At 53.3% G+C, this 2,271-nt stretch carries 2 protein-coding genes; both read left to right on the forward strand.

Features of this window, described 5'->3' with window-relative positions:
• Positions 1-644, forward strand: a 644-nt coding sequence (locus QZR21_RS09025; protein WP_296975035.1) for an S-layer homology domain-containing protein, incomplete at its 5' end; no start/stop codon positions are given.
• Between the two features lie 289 nt (positions 645-933).
• The gene (locus QZR21_RS09030; protein WP_296098013.1) at positions 934-1,965 is read left to right on the forward strand and encodes a mechanosensitive ion channel family protein; all 1,032 of its coding nucleotides are present in this window, start codon (positions 934-936) and stop codon (positions 1,963-1,965) included.
• Positions 1,966-2,271 lie beyond the last annotated feature (306 nt).

Below are 2,271 nucleotides of genomic sequence, written 5' to 3' on the forward strand. Positions count from 1 at the left end.
ATGCCAGCGCTGCCGCCGTCGGTGCTTACTATCGGCCTGACGAGGACCTCATGTTTTCCATAGGTGGTTCCTTCGGCGGTGGGGAGAATATGGTGAATGCCGGCGTCAGTGTCAAACTGGGGCAGGGCAGCCATGTAACAAACAGCCGGGTGGCCATGGCAAAGGAAATCATTGCTCTTAGGGATACGGTAAAGAAACAGGATGAAAGAATCCGGAAACTGGAAACCCTGATGGGTGCAGGGGCGGAAGCAAAAGAAACGAAACGGTCCCTCCTCTTCCCCGATGTACCGCAGAACCACTGGGCCTATGCCTATGTGAAGAAACTGGCGGACCGGGGCCTTCTCGAAGGCTATCCGGATGGAGAATTCAAAGGAAACCGCACCATGACAAGGTATGAATTTGCAGCCATCTTCTCCCGGGCCCTGGAAAACGGGGCTGCCGTGGATGGGGACATGCAGCACATGGCCGATGAATTTGACCCGGAAATCCGGGAACTCAGCCTGAACCGCTTCCGGGTAGACCGGGCAGGGGGGAGTGACAATGACCGCCATAAGATCGAACGGGTCCGGGTGAACAGCAGGGATGAAATGGTTCGAGATTCTCTGGTCCATCGGGATGTCTACGGCGGTGTGATTGAAAAGTGATTTCGCCAGGGAATGACTAACAGCCCATAAATTATAGATTTCTAAAGGCCGATTCATGGCAGCCGGCCACCACAAAAGGCGGTGCAGAATATCAATGCGCCGCCTTTTATGGTGGGAAATTCTCGTCAATGCAAGGATTGGGAAGTGGGATCTCCCAAATCCTGCAGGATCCTGAAAACAGGCGATTCGCAGGATAGACAGCCGCTCCATTTTCCCTCTCGCTTTTCTTCTTCTCCCGGAGTATAATTATTATCTGTCGTAATCAAAATATTTATCCGGAGGAAATTGTATGGATTCAGTGATTAATACATTGAAATTCGAACTGGAGCATGGGGGACCCCATGTTCATTTTGCGGCGATGATCCTGTTCATTATCATCGGTATCTTTGTACTGCATGGAATTTTCCGGCTCTTTATTGAAGTCCTTTGCCGGGTGACGAAGGTGCCCCGGGACAGCTGGCGTAATATCTTCCGGTTCATGCCTACCCTGCTGGGAATACTCATGGGGATACAGATGGCGAAGAACATTCTGAACCTGCCGCCCTTTGTGCAGGAAATGCTGTCTTACCATTATCACAGTGTGGTCATCATCACAGTCACATTCTTCTGCGCCCACACGGTGTCTTCTTTTCTGAAGGATAAACTGTCCAAGAGCGGCGACAAGCAGGCCACCACATCCATATTGACTACGGTGGTGGATCTGGGAGTATATATTATGGGGATTCTCTTCATCCTTTCCTCCTATGGTATATCCATTTCACCGCTCCTGACAGCCCTTGGTGCCGGCGGCCTGGCTTCGGCGCTGGCTTTGCAGGATACACTGGCCAACCTTTTCTCCGGTATTACTACCCTGGTTTCGAAGCAGGTCCACATGGGAGACTATATCCGTCTTGCCGGTGGGGAAGCGGGCCGGGTGGTGGATATGAACTGGCGGAATACCACTATCCGTACGTCCACAGGGAATATGGTCATCGTGCCGAATAAGAGCATCGCCAATGCTACCCTTACGAACTACGAGCAGCCCCTGGCGGAATGCACGATCTTTATCCCCATCACCATCACCTATAACAATGACCTGGACCATGTGGAAGAGGTGACACTGAAGGTGGCCCGGTATATTCTGGACCACAGTGAATACGGGGTCACCGGATTCCAGCCCCTCGTGCGGTACGATAAAATGGGGGATTACGGCATTTCCTTCAACGTGGTCCTCCGCATCCGGAATATCGTGGACGAGGCGGTGCTGAAACACCAGTTCATCAAAGAGGTTTACAGCACCTATAAGAAAGAGGGCATTGAGCTTTTGGTCAGGCACGATTGAATGGACCCCTTCGGGGCCGGGCTGTGGTCTTCGGCCAGGGCTCTGTCCTGCGAACAAGGCTGCGGCCCGGGACCGGGGTTGAGGCTTCCCTGGAGGAAGGAGTATGGATTCTGGGTCCTGGGGCCGATAAGTGGCTGAGGGGTAACACCTTCGGTGGTGTGCCTCAGGGGAACGGGCTTCGCCCAAGGGGAAGGTGCGGCGCATAGAAGTTAGGAATGAGGAGTTAGGAATGAGGAGTGGTGGTGGCGGCGTAAAATGGACCCCGAGGAGTGGACACATCCGAAAGTGAGGCCCCCGGATTTTGGA

This window comes from uncultured Dialister sp. (assembly GCF_900541605.1).
In the GTDB taxonomy this organism is placed as follows: domain Bacteria; phylum Bacillota; class Negativicutes; order Veillonellales; family Dialisteraceae; genus Dialister.

What these genes read in the sequence shown, in the direction of transcription:
- QZR21_RS09030 (WP_296098013.1), top strand. Translation starts at nt 934, where the DNA reads ATGGATTCAGTGATTAATACATTGAAATTCGAACTGGAGCATGGGGGA.